Consider the following 18,327-nt stretch of genomic DNA (forward strand, 5'->3'; position numbering starts at 1 on the left):
GATATATTCACTTTGTGCCCTCAAAGTATTTTTTAATGTATACTACACGTGCGATACCGTCTATCCTTTTGATCATTTCAAGTTGGGGATTGTACAAACGAACCTGGGGGGTATTCATCTCATTGAATTGGGTATTAAGTAATTCGAAATCAGCCTTCCAAAATTTAAAAGGAGGATCAGGATAGTTTTCTGCAAAGATTTTTATGTCTTCAATGTTTTGATAGGAAATAAGAATGATTTTAATACCCTCAAGTTTATGCGCACGTTTATAGAGTTCATCCACAAGTGAGTGACAGATTTGACACTCAGAATTAATAAGCCCAACGACTAAGCCCTTTTCAAATTCGATATCATGCAATTCTACCTGGGTGCTGTCAAAATCAGAGAGGTAAATATTGGGTAAGACCTCCTTTTCCGGTTTAGAACTGTTGCTGTCTGTCATTTCTTTTGAAGCCAGTCCAAGCAATACAAAAAGCAATAGCATTCCACCAACAATAAACAAGGCGTACTTTTTCATTTTAAAGGGAAATAACGGTTGAACCTAAGCCAAGAAGTAAAACAATCGTACCATAGGTAATTCCAAACCAGTATAGATGATGTGATAGGTTCTCATCGGTAGAACCCTTTAGTAACTGAGCAACAGCTAAAACATATAGCACCTGTGTAATACTTAAGTATTTGAATAACGGATAGATGGTGTTCTCTTTAGTAATCCCCAGTAAACCATTCAGGGACAAGTAGTTATCAAACAATCCCGTTTCATATCCAACCAGGTTGTCTGCATTAAAAAAAGTAAACCAAAGAATTTTTGAAATTTCGGGGAGGTACTTAACTAATTCTGCCAGGACAACTATTTTTAGCAGGTTTGAGAAATCTGGCTGTTCTACCTTGAATAGAAAAGCTCCCATCATCATCATACCCGCCAATGCAAGAAACTTGAATGGGTATAAAATAGCCTTTAAACCTAAATTATATACGAGAAAGTTTTTAAGAATAAAATCATCTTCCCTTCCCTCCGATACAAGAAAAATTTCTTTGAAATAGACATAATTAATTAGTGAGGCTAAAACAATAAAAAGTAAAAGGGCAAATCCCCATCCCGGCAGAGAGGAATACGAACGCTGATCTGATAAGTCTAAACTGCTTTCATTCTCCATTGTCTTCAAATTGAGTTTCTAGTGATTTTTCTTTTTCTAGGTCTTCTTTGGCGGGTTTCAATAATGGGTCTAAGAGTAGCAGATTGTAGTTTGCCCAAAATTCTGGATCGTATGAATGATCGGTATCATAGAGATCTAGGTCTTCCTCTAGAGCTTCCCTGTTTTTGATACGGTCAAAATCTCGCTTGCGTGTGATTACCTGATTAACCATGAAGGTAATTTTATCAAATTGATACTCTTTTCGACCATCTTCGTATACATGTTTTTCACCTTTTAAGATTGGCTCATACATTTCGAAAAAAGTGGGGTAATATTTATCTTCAATTTTGGAATAGATAATATGATTATGTCGGTGAAAACGTCCTTTGTAATACATTACATCTAATTTCTTGATAGCTTTAGATGGGTGTGGTATTTGACCATACTTCCATTCTATTATAGCATAATCCTCCATATTGATTACCAGTTCTCCCGCGGAATAGGAAACGGCTGATGCTGTCAGTGGCATTTGAAATGAAATATGCATTCGCTTATGCCCATTTTCAACAGTCACTTTCGCAATCTCAAAGTCAAAAGCTTCAATGAAATTGAGTTCCTCAAACCAGATAGTGATTTTCCCACGATCAATTTTCGCGAAATTCATTTTCAACATTTTACTGAGGTTATTATAGTCAGCAAAAGATTCACCCATTGCTAATTTCATAGCCGCTAGATACAACTTGGCTTTTATGCTATAATCTCTATAATCCTCACTTTTTCGAATTTGTCTGACCTTGATTTTGGTCTTGGTTTCTGCTTTGCGGTAGCTGTTTTCAGTAATTCCTACTGAAGCTTCAATTAGTCGTGTATATTCATCTCCTTTCAGGCTAAGCTCACGATAAAAACCTTCGAGATAGTGAAGTCTTGTCGGGTAATTTTTTCTAAATCTCTTGATAGCCTTTTTGACTATCGAGACTACAGTATCTTTTTTTGCATATACCACTACCTCATCCAGATAGTCTTTACTTTCACTCAGATAAATTGAGAGGTCAGTCGTAGTAGTATCTCTTTCCCCAAGTGCAAGATTATAGCTGGTATACCCGATTCTGGATACAACAAGGGTGTCTTGAGCTAAAGAATCCGGATAGTAAAATAGAAATTCACCATTGGTATTGGTATAAGTACCAATCGTACTGTTTTTGAGGTATACATGTGCAAACTCTAAGCCTGATGAATCATTTCGATCTAAAATAGAGCCCTTTAATTTATTGCTTGAATTTTGTCCGAGAGAATAATATGAATCAAAAAGAAGGAATAGGATAAAAAACTTTATTAGTTGACTCCTAAGACATTGTTTATTGCACATAATCAAACAAAGCATTTTTAAAATCCTCCAACTTGATGAAGCTGGAGGATTCAAGTTCAAATTTCCTGATTTACTAATAACCTCGCATTTGGCAATTAGAAAGACCTAAAACTGTTCCATCGTTTATGCTGTCAGGATTATTCTCTGCAATCATTCTCAAAGTGCCACAATATTCTTCCCAAGTTACAGGTGCACCACCTTGTATTTGGATTTTTTGTTCATTCGTTAATTTTTTCATTACGTTTAATTTTAAAGGTGAATAAAAACAAATTATTCCCACCTACTGGCCAGATTAGGTAAAAACGTTGTAAGTATAAAACAGGGGGGGAGTATAATGCCAAGAATTTTGAATTTATTTTCCAAAAAACGTAATGGCTTATCAAATGATAACAAGGAGTAGTTATTTGCCATAAAAAATTATCTCCCCCAAAAAGGAGTATGGTTTCAAAAGTCTTAATGAAATGTTAAAGACTTTTTTTCCTTATCGGAAAAGCCAAAGCAACCCCCAGTGATATCATTGGATTTCCTGTGGCCTGAGAGGCAAAACCAAAATGATAATTCCTGGACTCTCCTGACGAATCACCCAACCCTAATGAAACATAGTAGTCTAAAACCACCTTATTCCAATTCAGACGCTCACCAACACCTACGAAAATCCCGTATGCAGTGAACCAGTCTTCATTATTTCCATAAGAAGCCCTGGATATCTGAAAGAGTGCGTATCTCCGAGAATGCTTTAGCAGAGTGTAATTCTTGTAAGTGGCCTTGAAGAAGTGACCTTCATCATATTTATCACCTTCAGGCTGATCCGCCAATAAAATGTTTCCATCATAGCGAATCATCTGTACCGGGAACCCATAATCTACCTGAATGCCAAAACCATCAAATTTTCGCTCAATACCAAAAGTAAGGTTGTTAGTTAGTGGGGCTAAGACATCCGCTCGTATTTCCCAAGCTGTAGAATCCTGCGAATAAGCATGCGAGCATAAAACAATTAAAAGGGAGCTTAAAGCTAATCTCTTCAAGAAATCTTAGTCTTTCTGAATCTGACTAATCAGGCCATTTACATCATCCAGCAAGCGCTCTGCTTTATCCTTAGCATCTTTCACGATCTTCTCCCCTTGATTCTTCGCATCATTGTCGAAAACATCTTTTCCTTCAGCCACGTCATTCACGAAACCCTCCAGTTGTTTTTTGAGCTTATCCAGCTGGTAAGTGAGTTTATCACGCGTGTTTGTTCCCTTGTCAGGAGCATAAAGGATACCAAGTACACCTCCGGTGACTACACCTAGAAGGAATGCGAAAAAAGAACCGCCTGATCTGCTCATTGTCGTTTTTTTGTTTATTTATTATCGATAAGGCCTCTACCGCTCTTACGAATTTTACCACTCGAAGTTAGCTCGTTTGAAAGTACATCCAAAACGCCATTTACAAATTGTTTACTCTTCGGAGTGCTATACATCTTTGAAATTTCGATCGCCTCATTAATTGTGACCTTCACAGGAATACTCGGCGAATTCATCATTTCAACGAGTGCAAGCTTCAGAATAACCCGGTCTGTCAGCGCAATACGATCTACGTCCCAGTTCATCGTTTTGCTCTGAATGATCTCCTCGAGAAATTCATTTTGATTGATGACATCATCAAAAAGGCGTTCCAAAAACTTAAAATCTTCCTCGCCATTTTTTGTCAGTTCCGCCAACTCAAACCCTTCACCGTCCTGAAGAGATTTTATTGTCTTCACCACCATGCTTTTCACAATGGGCTGATTTTCCACCCAATGCAGGTGGTTAATTTCAAGGTAGGATGCTATCGCTTCGTTTTTAAATACTACACGCTTAAAAAGCTCAAGCACAATGTCATTGTCAGGAGTATCTTCCGATTTAGAACCTCCAAAGAAATGCTGCAAAGGTTTAGCCGTACGTATTTGCTCACGATACCAGGCTTTAATATCATTCTGCTCATTGCTCCAGCTTACACCGGCTCTGGCTGCCTCTTTTTGCAGGAGGTCTGACTCTTTCAACTGTCGGATCAGGTCATTCCCGATAAACGGATATATCTTTTTCTCTTTGGTGATGTAGGCCTTATCCTCTTTCTCGCTATCCAGTTTTTCTCGCTGCTCAATTTCGATAGGAAAAAGTAGCAATTTCAGATACGTATCCTGAAGCCGTTCGGCCTCTTTCATCATATCGTTCCTGCGAATGCGCGCTTCTTTATTGATTTGATTTTCAAATTCCAAAAGTGCATCATTCACATTCTTAACCACCTCCTCCTCAGCGTCTTTCGCATTCTCCACTTTACCAGCTAGCAAATTTCTATTGAAAAGCTGGACGGCCTGTCTTTTCCGAGCCTCAAAAAGCGCCTTATCCGCAAAATCATGCTTGGCAGGGTCCAGTGCATGCATTTCCTCCAGCTCATTTCTTTTCACCTCTTTTATGGACTCCACTGCAGTGAAATATCCATATAATGCCTGCATGGCTTTTACTCTAAGTATTCGTCTGTTTAGCATGTTTATTCGGCCTGTCGCCTTCTACTTCTCCTTATTTCAAATTTTTCAGTCATCCACTTTCGGATACTGAAGATGTGGGATAATTCCTTATTCTCCAAGTTTTACTTTCCCCACTTGCTCTATTCGCTTCAATGCCAACTCCAGTGCAGCTTCATGGGATCCGATCTTATTGTCTTCAGAGTGATTCAATACATCCAGGCATACATCGTAAATGTGTTCTGTAGATGCGATGACTCTATCCTTGTTGTAATTACCAAGGTACTCGTGATAAACGTTGGCAATACCACCTGAGTTGATCAGGAAGTCCGGGCAGTAAATAATGCCATGATCACTCAGCATTGCACTGTGTTTTTGCTCATTGGCCAGCTGATTGTTAGCCGCGCCTGCCACAACAGCACACTTCATTTCCGGGATGGTTTCATCATTTAAAGTTGCTCCCATGGCACATGGTGCATAAATGTCCATCTCCATCTGGAACACTTTATTCGGATCAACCACAGATACTTTGTCATGCTTATCAGTAATTGTCTTGATTTTATCCTCAAAAATATCAGCAATGAAAACATTTGCATTTTCTTCGATCAGGTGATCCACCAAATATTTTCCTACCTGACCAGCTCCTTGTACAAGAATGTTTTTTCCACCCAATGAATCAAGTCCGTATGCTTTTTTAGCACCTGCTTTCATTCCCATATACACACCGTATGCAGTCATCGGGCTTGGATCACCAGATCCTCCCATGTATTCCGGCTTGCCTACCACGTAAGGCGTTTCCATGCTCATGTACTCAATGTCACGCATGGTGATGTTCATGTCCTCAGCAGTGTAGTATTTTCCGTTCAGGCTGTTTACAAATTTTCCAAAACGCCTCATCAATGGCTCATTCTTCATCTTACGAGCATCCCCGATGATTACGGCTTTGCCTCCACCAATATTTAAACCAGCAAGGGCTGACTTAAACGTCATTCCTCTTGAAAGTCTCAAGACGTCATTCAATGCTTCTTCATCCGTAGCGTAGTTCCACATGCGGGTACCGCCCATTGAGGGGCCAAGGACGGTGTTATGAATGGCAATGATTGCTTTAAGGCCGGTTGCTTCATCTCTGCAGAATACCACTTGCTCATGCTGTAGGTTGGCCATCTGGTCGAATACACTGTTCGACTTTACTTCGGGTTGTGTGTCTATCATTGTAAATGAACTTTAATCTAATTTTGAACCTTCTTTCTCGGGTGCAGTTGCACATAGAGAAAAGGGCTGCAAAAATATCTCATTTTTAACTAAAACACATTGGCTGTCAGGCCTTTATAAAATTTCGTGAAAGACCTAGGCTACTTAAATAAATACCTACTCAAATATAAGTTTCACCTAATTTTTGGTGCCTTATTTATCATTATAGCAAATTTCTTTGCAATTGTTCCTGCGGTAATTGTTCGGTATGCTTTCGATATTTTGGGTAGGAGCTACGCTATTTTTTCTTCGTTTGAAGGGTTTGATCTTCAAAATAATACAGTAGAAATTATCGGGTCTAGCATCGTCATTCTTGCCGTCTTGATCCTGGTCTCAGCACTTCTACGAGGAGTCTTCCTGTTTTTTATGCGCCAGACCATCATTGTGATGTCGCGACATGTGGAGTATGATCTGAAAAATGAGATTTTTGAACACTACCAAACCCTCCCTTTAAGCTTCTACAGAAAAAATAACACCGGAGATCTGATGGCACGGATTTCTGAGGATGTGAGCAAAGTGCGTATGTACATAGGCCCGGCCATTATGTATGGGATCAATTTATTCACCTTGTTCCTGATGGTAATCCCCTACATGATCTCGATTAATCCAACACTTACTCTTTACTCCTTACTTCCGCTCCCTGTGCTTTCGGTTAGCATCTACTTTGTAAGCAACATCATTAACAAACGCTCGACAGAAATTCAGGAAAGTTTATCAGGGCTTTCCACATATGTGCAGGAAGCTTTTTCAGGCATCCGGGTGATCAAAGCGTTTGTGCGTGAAGAAGAAGTAGCCAAAAATTTTGAAACTGAAAGTGTAGACTATAGAGACAAATCACTCAAGCTATCTTTTGTACAGGCCTTGTTTATGCCACTCATCATGGGGCTAATTGGTTTAAGTATTATTCTCACCGTATGGGTTGGATCGATTCAGGTTTTTAATGGTGAAGTAAGTACGGGTAACATTGCGGAGTTCATCATCTATGTGAATATGCTCACCTGGCCTGTGACCGCTTTGGGCTGGATTACCTCTATCATTCAGCGTGCGGCCGCTTCACAACGCAGGATCAATGAATTCCTCAATACCAAAACAGATATTATTTCAGAAAAAGATATTGAGAGGGAAATTGAGGGTCATATCATTTTTGATAAGGTGAATTTTACTTATCCTGACTCTGGAATCCACGCATTGAAGGACATCTCTTTCGAGGTGAAACCGGGAGAGTCCATCGCGATTGTGGGAACCACGGGTTCCGGAAAAAGTACCATCGCCAATATGGTTTGCAGGTTATACGATATCGATAGCGGCAAGATCGAAATTGATAATGTAGGTGTGAAAGACTACAGCCTCTCTTCTTTGAGAAGTCAGATAGGGTATGTGCCGCAGGATGTATTCCTTTTCTCAGATACGATCGAGAATAACATCTCATTCGGCAACCGAAAAATGAGCCGGGAAGAAGTGGAACGAGCCGCTGCAGATGCGGATGTGCTGGAAAATATCAAAGAATTTAAAAATGGGTTTGAAACGCGATTAGGTGAGCGGGGCATTACGCTTTCCGGTGGACAAAAACAACGCGTTTCAATTGCACGTGCGATTGCCAGAGAGCCGAAGATTTTGATTTTGGATGATGCACTTTCTGCTGTTGATACCAAAACAGAAAACGCCATCCTCAATGCCATGCAACGAATCATGCAGGGTAGAACTTCAATTATTATTTCCCACCGGGTTTCCTCAGCGAAGCTTGCTGATAAGGTGGTGATGCTGGATGATGGCAAAGTGGTGGAGCAGGGTACGCATGATGAATTGCTTTCGAAAGGAGGCGCGTACAAAGAGCTTCACGACAAGCAGCTGACAGGAGAAGAAGTGGCCTAACTATTTAGCCCAATACTCCACACTCAGGCTTTCATCCTGATAATAAAGCTCAAACCAAACAGGCTGAAGCACTACTCCCTCCTCGATGGCTTTGATCTCCATGAGTTCATTGATTTCTTCGGGGTTGGGTCTTACTAGCGGGTGTTGTGTCATGAAAACCTTCAAAATCTTATCCGTTTTGAACTCCTTGTAATCATAGCCAGCCGGAAGCATGACTACATTTTTCACTTCATCTTTAGAAGCGCCAAGAAAATAGTGAATTGAATCCGAACCTATCGTATCGTTTTCAAAAAACACCACCGTCAACATGCCTTTCAATTTTCCTGAATCGATGGCTTTCCGGGTTTCCTTCATTTTTTTTCCAAACGCATCGTAATCATACTTCTCGATGTATTCCTTCCCGATCACTGTCCGCTCTTTGCCCTCCATGACGAACACTTCCACCGGATCAAATCCACCAAGGGTGTAGTAAGTGCTCCACATAATGATAATCAGACACACCACAATAATGGCTGAATAAATAAGCTTAGCTCGCTTCATGGCATCAAATATAGGGGTGAATCAGACAGCTTTTGCTACCTCTTTGTATTGCATTTGGTGCAAGTGGGCATAGTGACCTTCCTTTCGAAGTAGCTCCTCGTGGTTTCCTCTCTCTACAATCCTTCCTTTGTCCAATACCAAAATCTGATGAGCATTCTGTATGGTAGAAAGTCGGTGAGCAATCACAATTGATGTTCTTCCATACATCATCTTTTGTATAGCTGACTGGATCAATTCTTCCGTCTCTGTGTCCACTGATGATGTCGCCTCATCCAACACGATGATCTTTGGATCATAGACCATCGCCCGAACAAAGGAAATCAACTGACGCTGACCTACTGAAAGTGTCGCTCCCCTTTCCTGGACATTGTAGTCCAGACCGCCCGGTAGCTTCTCAATGAATGGAAGTGCACCGACAAGCTCTGCTGCTTCTTTTACTCTTTCCCGGGAGATATCCGGATTGCGCAAAGTGATGTTATTGTAAATAGAATCAGAGAATAAGAATACATCTTGTAACACCACTGCAATGTGGCTTCTCAGGTTTTGCAAATTGTATTCTCTAACATCCGTACCGTCAACATAAATGTTGCCCTCATTGATTTCATAGAATCGGCTCAACAGGTTAATCACGGAAGACTTCCCCGCACCTGTAGCTCCTACAAGTGCGATCGTTTCGCCGGCATTCACTTCAAAAGAAATGTCTCTAAGCACGTAATCATCCTCCACATACGCAAACTTCACCTCCTCGAACTTCACATCTCCCTTTACATGCTCCGGCTGATGCGTTCCATTATCCTGAATGTGATCCGTGTTGTCCAGCAAGTCAAGTATACGGTTGGATGATACAATTCCCATTTGAAGGGTATTGAATCGATCAGCAATCATCCGGATCGGGCGGAAGAACATCTGCAAATACAGAATGAAAGCGATTAGCATCCCGAACTCCACATTTCCCTGGATCATCTGTCCTCCTCCATACCAAACGATCAATCCAATACCAGCCGCCTGGATGACTTCCGCAACGGGAAAGTAGGTCGCATAATAAAGTACGGAGCGAATGTTCGCTTTTCGATGTTCCTGATTAATCTCTTTGAATTTCTCAAACTCACGCTTTTCACTGTTGAAGATCTGCACGATGTTCATCCCGGTGATGTGTTCCTGCACAAACGAGTTGAGATTAGAAACCGCAGCGCGCACCTCATTAAAAGCCACCTTCACTTTTTCTTTGAAAACATAGGTGGCAAAAAGTAAAATCGGGAGGAGTGATAAACTCACCAACGTCAATGACCAGTTCATCCAAAACATAAAACCGAGAATAACTAGTAGCTGCATCACGTCAGCTATGATCCCTGCGATCCCGGTGCTGAAAACTTCAGCAAGTGTCTCAATGTCCGAGATGTTTCGGGTCACCAACCTGCCTATTGGGGTTTTATCAAAAAAAGATAGCTTGAGACTTTGAATGTGTCGATATAGCTTGATGCGGATGTCCTTGATGATATTTTGCCCCAACCAACCGGAATAAAAGGTATGTAGGTATTGGATGACCGACTGAATAACCAGCAAACCAATCAACAGGAGGATCATATTCACCAATCCCGGATAATCCCCATTGGCGACATTATTATCTATCGCTTTTTGAATCAGCATTGGACGGAGTGGGCCCGCGATGCTCAATGCGATCGTGAGGAATACGATAAAGTAGAAAACCCCGATGTAGGGTTTAGCAAAGGCGAAAAGTCTCTTCAGCACCTTAAGGTCTACTATATTTCCGCTCGCTTTTTCTTTTTCCAAATCAGTCTATGTAAATGTCTTTCGGGTAAATCACTTCCTGCAGGTACAACCCATCCGGTGGCACAGCTCGTCCTGCCTCACTTCGGTTATTACTTCTCAGGATCAGTCCCAACCCCTCCAAACTTGTCTTCTCCAAGCCAACATCTATCAACGTTCCCACAATGGCACGTACCATTCCACGAAGAAAGCGATTAGCTGTGATCTCAAACAAATGATTGGTGCCCTCCTGCACCCATTTGGCCTGGAAGATGTCACAATTGAAGTGATTCACCTCGGTATGAACTTTACTAAAGCACTCAAAGTTCTGCCAACCCTTAATTATTTCACATCCTTCATTGATTAAGTCGACGTTAAGTTCCGGTCGGAAGTAGTACGAAAGGCCGGTTTTAAAAGGATCCTTTGCCTGATGAAGGTGATAATGATATTTTCTGGATGTAGCTTCAAAACGTGCACTTACATCATCTTTGACCCGACGAATACTGTTGATGGAGATGTCCGGACCTAGAAACGAATTCAGTTTGAAGCCCAGCTGATTCGGGTCAATGTTATCTGCGTCGAAGTGTGCAATTTGTTGGGTGGCGTGTACACCTGCATCGGTCCGACCGCTCCCGGTAATGGGTATTTCGGCTTGCAGAACCGTTGAAATTGCTTTTTCGATTTCTTCCTGTACAGTCACACCATTGGGCTGGGTCTGCCAACCACTATAGTTCGTGCCTCGATAGCTGATGTCCATGAAATACCTCACGGCGACAAAATTGTGGTATTACTTCCATTTGATAGGTGTTTCCGTTCATATTTGCAGATACTATGTTAATAAAGGTCATGCTGAATTTAATTCAGCATCTTTCAACATTTGTTTAAAAGATTCTGAAACAAGTTCAGAATGACTTTCGATATAAAGCCTTAACTCAGAAAAAAAATGCTGCAACGAGTACAAACCATCTTCATGACCATCGCCGCAATCGCGATGATTCTAATGCTCTTCTTCCCGATCTGGGAGAAATCCGATCAGAACTTTGAAGCTGAAAAAAGAGAATACGCCATCATGGATTCATTTCAGCTTCGATACGAGCAGCACATTATGGAGACCGGTGAAGTACAGCTGCTTGGTACTCAGAGTACATTCTTGCTTTCAGCTGGCGCTGTGGTAGCGGCACTGGTGATGTTGTTCTCCATCACGCGCTACAAGAACCGAATGACTCAGGTAAAGTTGAATGCACTCTTCTCACTGATCACAGCAGCCACGCTCGTGGGATCTTATTTATATATCAGCAAAGCCAACCAACTATTCGACCCTCAAGTACAAGGAACGTTTCTCGTAGGCTTCTACCTCCCCATTGTAGCGATGCTTAACAATTTCCTGGCGAATCGTTTCATCAGAAAAGATGAAAAATTAGTGAGGAGTGCGGATCGGATTAGGTAATTATAGAATCGCTTTCATCACCCGTTTAGTAATATTATCGCATTTGCTAAAGCCAAACTCAAAGAGGTCTTTGTCCTGAGATAATGCATACAGGCTTTCCCGCAGCATCAGTCGGGCCCGGTGAAGCCGAATCTTCACATTGGATACAGAAATACTCAGAACTTCCGAGATTTCCTCTATGCTCATCTCTTCCAGTTCCTTCATGATGTAAGTCGTCCGGTAGATTACATCCAGATCTCCAATGGCTCTTTCCAGAAGCTCCCTTCCTTCTTTTCTTATCATTCTGTTGTAGGGGTTCTGTTCATGGCTCTTATCGTTCGCAAAGTCATTTTCAGCATCTGTTAATCGATTTGTGTCCCATTCAACAATCTTCCCTTTTTGTTTCAATCGTGCCAACGCTTCATTCATGGCTATACGGATCAGCCAGGTAGAAAATGAAGACTGGAGTTTGAATTGGCTTAGCTTGTCAAATGCTTTGAGGTAGCTGTTTTGCATTACATCTTTTATCTCTTCCTCATCGGAAAGATACCCTCGCACACATCTAAACAACTTTTGGTTATTTCTCCTGACCAAAATTTCGTACAGTTCCCTTTCACCACCAAGAATGCGCCTGATAATGTCAGACTCCTTCATTCCCGGTGAGTCCTGCCTGCCCTTGTATGTGGTAATCATCATGTTCTCTTTTGGCTTAGATAGCGGATCTCGAAAAAAGTTACATGATTTTGTATCCTTTCGAACAGCACTCAATCTAACGCATGATTTTAACCAAAAAATTTAGTTATGAATTCAAATGTTCAATTTGTTCAAACGATGTTGAAATACACATACGGGGTTGTCCCAATAGTTGCGGGGCTGGATAAGTTCACAAACCTGCTAACAGAATGGAGATTGTACCTATCTCAGAGTTTTGCGGGAGTGCTTCCCTTCGACCCATCTACATTTATGATTGTGGTAGGGATTATTGAAATAATTGCCGGGATCATTGTGTTGGTAAAACCCAAAATCGGTTCCTTCATTGTGGGTGCAGGGCTGGTTTGCATTGCGTTTTCTTTGATTGCCACCTGGTCTTATGTAGATGTAGCTGTAAGAGATTTGGTCATGGCGATGGGGGCGTTTTCGCTCTTTATGATTACCAACGACAAGGTGACTCCATCAAAAGAATTGGGGTAAATAATTATCGTGTGAGGGGAACTCACCCCTTGCACGTCTCTGCCAACCTGTCAGTTTTCGTCCTCTGGAATAGATTTTGAGTTTGTCCGACTGAGTAACAACTAAAAAATTGTAATCAGACGATGGCAGAGAAAGGTACAATCTCAATACACACGGAAAACATCTTTCCGATCATTAAAAAATTCCTGTATTCCGATCACGAGATCTTTCTTCGTGAATTGGTTTCAAACGCTGTAGATGCATCTCAGAAAATCAAACAACTGGCGCAGCTGGGTGAATACTCCGGCGAGTTGGGTGATCTCACTGTCGAAGTGTCATTCGACGAAAAGAAGAAAACGATCACCGTTTCCGATAATGGTATCGGGATGACGGCCGATGAGATCAAGAAATACATCAACCAGATCGCATTCTCAGGCGCCACTGAGTTTGTAGAGAAATACAAAGACAAAGCGGATAACCAGCAGATCATAGGTCACTTTGGTCTTGGGTTCTACTCGGCTTTTATGGTAGCTAAGAAAGTAGAGATTCAGTCACTTTCCAGAGAAGAAGGTGCTGAACCTGCACACTGGATCTGTACGGGTGATACGGAGTTTGAAATCAAAAATGGAAAGCGTAAGAACCGTGGAACTGACATCATCCTTCACATAGCGGATGATTCAGAAGAATTCTTAAATGAACACCGGCTGCAAGGTATCCTTGATAAATACTCCAAGTTCTTGCCGATCCCAATCAAGTTCGGTCAGAAGGAAAATCAGGTAGAAGACGGCAAAGACAAAGATGGTAAGCCTAAATACAAAACTGAGAAAGTTGATAATATCATCAATGACACTGACCCGATCTGGACCAAATCGCCCAGCGATCTGAAGGATCAGGATTATCTTGATTTTTACAAGACTTTATATCCATTCAGCGATGAGCCGCTTTTCTGGATCCACCTGAATGTCGATTACCCATTCAACCTGACCGGGGTGCTTTACTTCCCTAAGCTGAAGAAGGATTTCGAGATGCAGAAAAACAAAATTCAGCTGTATTCTCGTCAGGTGTTTATCACCGATGAAGTGAAGGACATTGTGCCTGAATTCCTGCAGTTGTTACACGGGGTGATTGATTCTCCTGATATTCCATTGAACGTATCCCGAAGCTACCTGCAGTCAGATTCCAACGTGAAGAAGATCAACGGATACATCACCAAGAAGGTAGCCGACAAACTGGGAGAGCTTTTCAAAAACGACCGAAAAGGATATGAGGCGAAGTGGGAAGACATTGGTGTATTTGTAAAATACGGCATGATCTCCGAAGAGAAGTTTGATGAGAAAGCGAAAGATTTTGCGTTGGTGAAAAACCTCGAAGGCAAGTACTTCACCATTGAGGAATACAAGAAGCACATTGAGGCAAACCAGACCAACAAGGACAAAAATGTAGTGGCACTTTACACCACGAATAAGGACAAACAGCACGGCTATATTGATACTGCGCAGAAGCGCAGTTACGATGTGATCGAGCTGAGTGGTCCGATTGACAGTCACTTCATTAGCCATTTGGAACAGAAGCATGACAAGCTGCAATTGCAGCGTGTGGATGCGGATGTGATCGACAAGTTGATTGACAAAGACGAGAAGAAAGAGTCAGTGCTTTCCGAAAAAGAGCAAGAATCTATCAAAGAGATCTTTGAAAAAGCAATCAATAACAAGAATAATAGCGTAGCTGTACAGCCGATGGCTACTGATGACCTGCCGGTTACCATCACTTTACCGGAGTTTATTCGACGAATGAAAGACATGCAGGCCACCGGTGGCGGTCCTATGATGTTTGGCGACATGCCAATGACTTTATCGGTAGCGGTGAATGCTAACCATGCGATGACGAAAAAGATTCTGGAGGCAGACTCTGACGAAGCGAAGCAAAAGCTGGCGAAGCAGGCTTATGACCTGGCGCTCCTTTCACAAGGCATGCTGGAGGGTAAGGATCTGACGGATTTTGTGAATCGAAGCGTTGAGCTTAGTTTGGTGTAAAAAAACAGAGACCTCCGAAGTTGGACAAGGCAAATGTTGATGTTTCGACAAGCTCAACATGACATAGAAAAAACCCGCTCGGTTGAGTGGGTTTTTTATTTCATCTCAAACTTTTTCTCGCTAAGTCCTTTGGTCTTCAGGTATTCTGATAGTCCTTCATTCCCTCCAACATTGGCATGGTGTAACAAACTGAATCCATGTGGTCCCTTCGCTGATAACAATGCCGGGTAGGCCTCCAATGTAGATTTTACAATCTGGTTTTCTCCGAGCATCGCCATAACAAACAGGTTGGGTCTTGCTCCTTTTTCAATCAAAAAAGTAGCAATCTCTTTGTTGCCAACATGGCCGGCTCCTTCAATCGCCTCTTCAAAGTCACCCCCTCCCCAATCGTGGCGGGCATAAATAAGGTTCGGCTGCTCAGCCAGTAGCTCCTTGACTTTATCTATGTTGTTATGTCCTGCTGAAACAAACTCTTTAATCATTTTTGTGGAAACCGTAGCATCCTGATTAACCAAACTATTAGCCAGTGTGGGAAGTGCTACAAAGCTTCCCAGAGCCAAAACCTGAGTTTTGATATATGTCTTTCTATTCATAGTTTTTTCTTTTCACCCAATAACGTGTTTTTCACCTCAGTGTTGATCTCCCTCGACCACCCATCAAACCCTTCTTTCATCTCCCTGTTCATTTTCTTAGATTAGTCAACCTAAAAAAATGAAGATATGAAGAAGTACCTCACCTTATGTTTCACAATTCTTTCCTTTTGGTCTTTCGCGCAGGTAGATATGGCTTACTACCTCCCGGAAGGATTTTCCTATAACCCGGACATCCCTACTCCTTATGAAGTGCTGGGCTACCAGCCGGGTGAATGGCATGTGAGTCACGATCAGCTAGTGTATTACATGCGAGAAGTAGCGGAAGCTTCTGACCGGATGATACTGGAAGAAATTGGTCGCACGTATGAAGGACGACCGTTGATTCAGATCACCGTTTCTTCACCGGTGAATCTTGCCAATCTGGATAAGATCAAAGCTGATCACAAAAAACTAACAGACCCATCTGTCTCATCTTCAATGAATACCGCTGAAATGCCAATTGTGATGTTACTCGGCTACTCTGTTCACGGAAATGAAGCCAGCGGATCAAATGCTTCATTGATCACGGCCTACTATTTGGCCGCAGCTCTTGGAGCCGAAGTTGATGAGATGCTGGAAAACTCCATCATCATTTTAGATCCATCTTTTAACCCCGATGGACTACATCGCTTTTCTACCTGGGTAAATATGCACCGCTCTCACGTAATCAGCCCAGACCCGAATGATCGTGAATATGATGAAGCATGGCCCGGAGGCAGAACCAATCATTATTGGTTTGACCTGAATCGTGACTGGTTACCATTGGCACACCCGGAATCAAGAGCTCGCATAGCTCGATTCCACGAGTGGAAACCAAACATCCTGACAGACCATCATGAGATGGGTACGAACTCCACTTTCTTCTTCCAGCCGGGCATTCCGTCAAGGAAGTTTCCATGGACACCAGACAAGAACGTGGACCTCACTCACAAAATGGCGGCTTTCCATGCTAAATATCTGGATCAGATTGGCTCATTGTATTACAGCGAGGAAAGCTTTGATGACTTTTACATCGGTAAGGGCTCTACTTATCCGGATGTCAATGGAAGTGTTGGGATTTTATTTGAGCAAGCCAGCTCCAGGGGCCATGCCCAGGAAAATGATTACGGAATTTTAACCTTCCCTATGGCCATCAGAAATCATTTCACGGCATCACTTTCCACGCTTGCTTCCGGCATTGCGCATCGTAAAGAATTTCTGGATTATCAAAGGGAATTTTATCAAGGTGCTTCCAACCTCGCTTCACAAGATGCAGTCAAAGCATATGTATTCGGTTCAGAAAAAGACCCATACAGAAATTATGAGCTAGCCAAAATGCTTATACAGCATGAGATCGATGTTTATCCGCTAAGCAGAGACATCTCCAAGAATGGAAAATCATTCAAAAAGGATCAGGCTTATGTGGTACCGATGAATCAGGACCAGTACCGATTAGCAAAAGCGATTTTTGAAACACGGACTTCATTTAGCGACAGTTTGTTCTACGATGTATCCACCTGGACTATGCCACTGGCATTTAACCTCCCATATGCAGAACTGGGAAGCAGGGAGGTTGGATCCATCAGCATGAATGAACCACTTGAATATGCAGCCATGCCTGAAGGTGAACTGATTGGCGATAAAGGAGCCTACGCATATGCTATCGAGCCTTACGGATATCTTGGTTTCAGAGCAATCAATCGGTTGTTGAGTAAGAAAGTAGTGGTGCAGATGTTGAATGAAACACATAACGATGGTGCTCGCACATATCCGCGAGGCACAATGATCATTCCAGTTGGTGTGCAGGAAAATAAGCGGGCATGGATCGAGCAAACCATAGATGAAATCGTTAAACAAGATGGCATCAACGTATATGCACTGAATACTGGTCTTGCCAGATCAGGAGTAGACTTAGGCAGCCGAAGCAACACCACGATGAAAGAGCCGAAAATTGCAGTATTAGTTGAAGGTGGTGTCAGCAGCTATGAGGCTGGTGAAGTATGGCACCTTTTGGATCAGCGATACAAAATGAAAATGACCAAGCTCCCGGTAAGCAGATTGGGTCAGGACTTATCAAGATATAATCGAATCATTATTCCCAACATGTGGGGGTCACTCAGTGATTCGCAAAAAAGAAACCTGAAAGAGTGGATTTCGCAAGGCGGTGTGGCAATTGCATGGAAAAACGGAGGAAAATGGTTATCCGATGCAGAGATCACCAATGTGCAGTATGCCAATGGTGACGAGGAAGAAGAGGAAGAAGAGTCCTTCAAAGCGTACGAAAATCTGGATGAAGAAAGAGGGGCCCAGGTAACAGGTGGCTCCATTTTTGAGGCGAAGGTCGATTTGACACATCCACTGGCTTATGGAATGGAAAGCGATCGTATGCCGCTATTCAGAAATCACAACCTGGTCATGGAGAGATCAAAAAATGCCTATGCAAATCCTTTTGTTTACACAGAAAACCCTTTGCTCTCCGGTTATGTTTCCGAGGAAAACCTGGAGCGATTTAAAAATTCACCGGCGGTGACCATATCTAATGTTGGTCGCGGGAAAGTGATTACATTAGCAGACAATCCAAACTTCAGGGCATTCTGGTATGGTACCAATAAAATCTTCATGAATGCGTTGTTTTTTGGAGAAGCAATCAGCCGTGGTGCTGGTGAGTAA

At 42.2% G+C, this 18,327-nt stretch carries 18 protein-coding genes; 5 read left to right on the forward strand and 13 right to left on the reverse strand.

Going from position 1 to position 18,327, the window contains the following annotated elements:
- Positions 1-7 precede the first annotated feature (7 nt).
- The 8 genes from ACOQON_RS15700 to ACOQON_RS15735 form a co-directional block, all read right to left on the reverse strand.
- Positions 8-517, reverse strand: a complete 510-nt coding sequence (locus ACOQON_RS15700; RefSeq protein WP_420576370.1) for a hypothetical protein — start codon at positions 515-517, stop codon at positions 8-10.
- Position 518: 1 nt separating this feature from the next.
- Complete coding sequence (locus tag ACOQON_RS15705; RefSeq protein WP_420576371.1) at positions 519-1,157, reverse strand: hypothetical protein; 639 nt, start codon at positions 1,155-1,157, stop codon at positions 519-521.
- Complete coding sequence (locus ACOQON_RS15710; protein WP_420576372.1) at positions 1,147-2,502, reverse strand: carboxypeptidase-like regulatory domain-containing protein; 1,356 nt, start codon at positions 2,500-2,502, stop codon at positions 1,147-1,149. Before ACOQON_RS15710 ends, ACOQON_RS15705 begins: the two co-directional genes overlap by 11 nt.
- Before the next feature lie 73 nt (positions 2,503-2,575).
- On the reverse strand, positions 2,576-2,740 hold the full coding sequence (locus tag ACOQON_RS15715; protein ID WP_420576373.1) for a hypothetical protein: 165 nt from the start codon (positions 2,738-2,740) through the stop codon (positions 2,576-2,578).
- A 226-nt stretch (positions 2,741-2,966) separates the two neighbouring features.
- Positions 2,967-3,527, reverse strand: a complete 561-nt coding sequence (locus ACOQON_RS15720; RefSeq protein WP_420576374.1) for a hypothetical protein — start codon at positions 3,525-3,527, stop codon at positions 2,967-2,969.
- Between the two features lie 6 nt (positions 3,528-3,533).
- Positions 3,534-3,830, reverse strand: a complete 297-nt coding sequence (locus tag ACOQON_RS15725; protein WP_420576375.1) for a YtxH domain-containing protein — start codon at positions 3,828-3,830, stop codon at positions 3,534-3,536.
- Positions 3,831-3,844: 14 nt separating this feature from the next.
- Positions 3,845-5,011, reverse strand: coding sequence for a transcription antitermination factor NusB (nusB, locus tag ACOQON_RS15730; protein WP_420576376.1), 1,167 nt, complete (start codon positions 5,009-5,011; stop codon positions 3,845-3,847).
- An 87-nt stretch (positions 5,012-5,098) separates the two neighbouring features.
- On the reverse strand, positions 5,099-6,199 hold the full coding sequence (locus tag ACOQON_RS15735) for a Glu/Leu/Phe/Val family dehydrogenase (RefSeq protein ID WP_420576377.1): 1,101 nt from the start codon (positions 6,197-6,199) through the stop codon (positions 5,099-5,101).
- Positions 6,200-6,325: 126 nt separating this feature from the next.
- On the opposite strand from ACOQON_RS15735, the gene ACOQON_RS15740 reads away from it, so the two are divergent.
- The gene (locus ACOQON_RS15740) at positions 6,326-8,110 is read left to right on the forward strand and encodes an ABC transporter ATP-binding protein (protein ID WP_420576378.1); all 1,785 of its coding nucleotides are present in this window, start codon (positions 6,326-6,328) and stop codon (positions 8,108-8,110) included.
- On the opposite strand, the gene ACOQON_RS15745 is transcribed toward ACOQON_RS15740, so the two are convergent.
- The 3 genes from ACOQON_RS15745 to truA are packed head-to-tail and all read right to left on the reverse strand — an operon-like array spanning position 8,111 to position 11,186.
- Positions 8,111-8,650 carry a hypothetical protein gene (locus ACOQON_RS15745; RefSeq protein ID WP_420576379.1) on the reverse strand — a complete coding sequence of 180 codons (540 nt, stop codon included), beginning with the start codon at positions 8,648-8,650 and terminating at the stop codon, positions 8,111-8,113. It abuts the gene before it with no gap.
- Between the two features lie 21 nt (positions 8,651-8,671).
- Positions 8,672-10,441: an ABC transporter ATP-binding protein gene (locus ACOQON_RS15750; protein WP_420576380.1), complete on the reverse strand. Its 1,770-nt coding sequence runs from the start codon at positions 10,439-10,441 to the stop codon at positions 8,672-8,674.
- A gap of 1 nt (position 10,442) precedes the next feature.
- Positions 10,443-11,186: a tRNA pseudouridine(38-40) synthase TruA gene (gene truA, locus ACOQON_RS15755; RefSeq protein ID WP_420576381.1), complete on the reverse strand. Its 744-nt coding sequence runs from the start codon at positions 11,184-11,186 to the stop codon at positions 10,443-10,445.
- A gap of 174 nt (positions 11,187-11,360) precedes the next feature.
- Between truA and ACOQON_RS15760 the strand changes: the two genes are divergently transcribed.
- Positions 11,361-11,864, forward strand: coding sequence for a DUF4293 domain-containing protein (locus tag ACOQON_RS15760; protein WP_420576382.1), 504 nt, complete (start codon positions 11,361-11,363; stop codon positions 11,862-11,864).
- Here ACOQON_RS15760 and ACOQON_RS15765 read toward each other — a convergent pair whose 3' ends face one another.
- Positions 11,865-12,539, reverse strand: a complete 675-nt coding sequence (locus ACOQON_RS15765) for an RNA polymerase sigma factor (protein WP_420576383.1) — start codon at positions 12,537-12,539, stop codon at positions 11,865-11,867.
- A gap of 105 nt (positions 12,540-12,644) precedes the next feature.
- On the opposite strand from ACOQON_RS15765, the gene ACOQON_RS15770 reads away from it, so the two are divergent.
- Together ACOQON_RS15770 and htpG are read left to right on the forward strand one after the other, a co-directional pair.
- A complete protein-coding gene (locus ACOQON_RS15770) occupies positions 12,645-13,034 on the forward strand; it encodes a hypothetical protein (RefSeq protein ID WP_420576384.1) in 390 nt (129 codons plus the stop codon).
- A 122-nt stretch (positions 13,035-13,156) separates the two neighbouring features.
- The gene (gene htpG / locus ACOQON_RS15775; RefSeq protein ID WP_420576385.1) at positions 13,157-15,046 is read left to right on the forward strand and encodes a molecular chaperone HtpG; all 1,890 of its coding nucleotides are present in this window, start codon (positions 13,157-13,159) and stop codon (positions 15,044-15,046) included.
- Positions 15,047-15,141: 95 nt separating this feature from the next.
- Here htpG and ACOQON_RS15780 read toward each other — a convergent pair whose 3' ends face one another.
- The gene (locus ACOQON_RS15780; protein WP_420576386.1) at positions 15,142-15,639 is read right to left on the reverse strand and encodes a hypothetical protein; all 498 of its coding nucleotides are present in this window, start codon (positions 15,637-15,639) and stop codon (positions 15,142-15,144) included.
- A 126-nt stretch (positions 15,640-15,765) separates the two neighbouring features.
- On the opposite strand from ACOQON_RS15780, the gene ACOQON_RS15785 reads away from it, so the two are divergent.
- A complete protein-coding gene (locus tag ACOQON_RS15785; protein ID WP_420576387.1) occupies positions 15,766-18,327 on the forward strand; it encodes a M14 family zinc carboxypeptidase in 2,562 nt (853 codons plus the stop codon).

It is taken from the genome of Ekhidna sp. (genome assembly GCF_965221965.1).
GTDB lineage: Bacteria > Bacteroidota > Bacteroidia > Cytophagales > Cyclobacteriaceae > Ekhidna.

Excerpts from the sequence above, each read along its gene's own strand:
- ACOQON_RS15700 (WP_420576370.1), bottom strand. The coding sequence starts at position 517 with ATGAAAAAGTACGCCTTGTTTATTGTTGGTGGAATGCTATTGCTTTTT.
- ACOQON_RS15705 (WP_420576371.1), bottom strand. The coding sequence starts at position 1,157 with ATGGAGAATGAAAGCAGTTTAGACTTATCAGATCAGCGTTCGTATTCC.
- ACOQON_RS15710 (WP_420576372.1), bottom strand. The coding sequence starts at position 2,502 with ATGTGCAATAAACAATGTCTTAGGAGTCAACTAATAAAGTTTTTTATC.
- ACOQON_RS15715 (WP_420576373.1), bottom strand. The coding sequence starts at position 2,740 with ATGAAAAAATTAACGAATGAACAAAAAATCCAAATACAAGGTGGTGCA.
- ACOQON_RS15725 (WP_420576375.1), bottom strand. The coding sequence starts at position 3,830 with ATGAGCAGATCAGGCGGTTCTTTTTTCGCATTCCTTCTAGGTGTAGTC.
- nusB (WP_420576376.1), bottom strand. The coding sequence starts at position 5,011 with ATGCTAAACAGACGAATACTTAGAGTAAAAGCCATGCAGGCATTATAT.
- ACOQON_RS15735 (WP_420576377.1), bottom strand. The coding sequence starts at position 6,199 with ATGATAGACACACAACCCGAAGTAAAGTCGAACAGTGTATTCGACCAG.
- ACOQON_RS15745 (WP_420576379.1), bottom strand. The coding sequence starts at position 8,650 with ATGAAGCGAGCTAAGCTTATTTATTCAGCCATTATTGTGGTGTGTCTG.
- ACOQON_RS15760 (WP_420576382.1), top strand. The coding sequence starts at position 11,361 with ATGCTGCAACGAGTACAAACCATCTTCATGACCATCGCCGCAATCGCG.
- ACOQON_RS15765 (WP_420576383.1), bottom strand. The coding sequence starts at position 12,539 with ATGATGATTACCACATACAAGGGCAGGCAGGACTCACCGGGAATGAAG.
- ACOQON_RS15770 (WP_420576384.1), top strand. The coding sequence starts at position 12,645 with ATGAATTCAAATGTTCAATTTGTTCAAACGATGTTGAAATACACATAC.
- htpG (WP_420576385.1), top strand. The coding sequence starts at position 13,157 with ATGGCAGAGAAAGGTACAATCTCAATACACACGGAAAACATCTTTCCG.
- ACOQON_RS15780 (WP_420576386.1), bottom strand. The coding sequence starts at position 15,639 with ATGAATAGAAAGACATATATCAAAACTCAGGTTTTGGCTCTGGGAAGC.
- ACOQON_RS15785 (WP_420576387.1), top strand. The coding sequence starts at position 15,766 with ATGAAGAAGTACCTCACCTTATGTTTCACAATTCTTTCCTTTTGGTCT.